1 protein-coding gene is annotated in these 230 nt (G+C 65.2%); it reads left to right on the top strand.

Annotated elements, in window-relative coordinates:
* Positions 1 to 230: hypothetical protein (locus FQ664_RS27675; RefSeq protein ID WP_218570460.1), on the top strand; the 230-nt coding region annotated here is incomplete at both ends.

Genomic DNA, 230 nt, shown 5'->3' with positions numbered 1-230 from the left:
CGACTGGACCAAGCCGACGCGGTCAGCGACCTTCCTCGACGATCAGGATTGGGGCAACCTGCGCGCAACGGTGGACGGGATCGAGTTCTGCTTTCAGTGGACACCGACCCGTGACGCGGACCACAAGGAGTACGCAACGGATCGCGCCCATATCCGCTGGTGCGCAAGCGTCCGCGGCAGCTATGACCGCGGCAAGTGGCGCCCTAGCTCCGATGTCGTCCGGCTGATCG

The organism is Pseudomonas persica (assembly GCF_900291015.1).
In the GTDB taxonomy this organism is placed as follows: domain Bacteria; phylum Pseudomonadota; class Gammaproteobacteria; order Pseudomonadales; family Pseudomonadaceae; genus Aquipseudomonas.
Note: the sequence above shows the minus strand (reverse complement) of the source record. Positions and strands in the feature narration are given on the sequence as shown.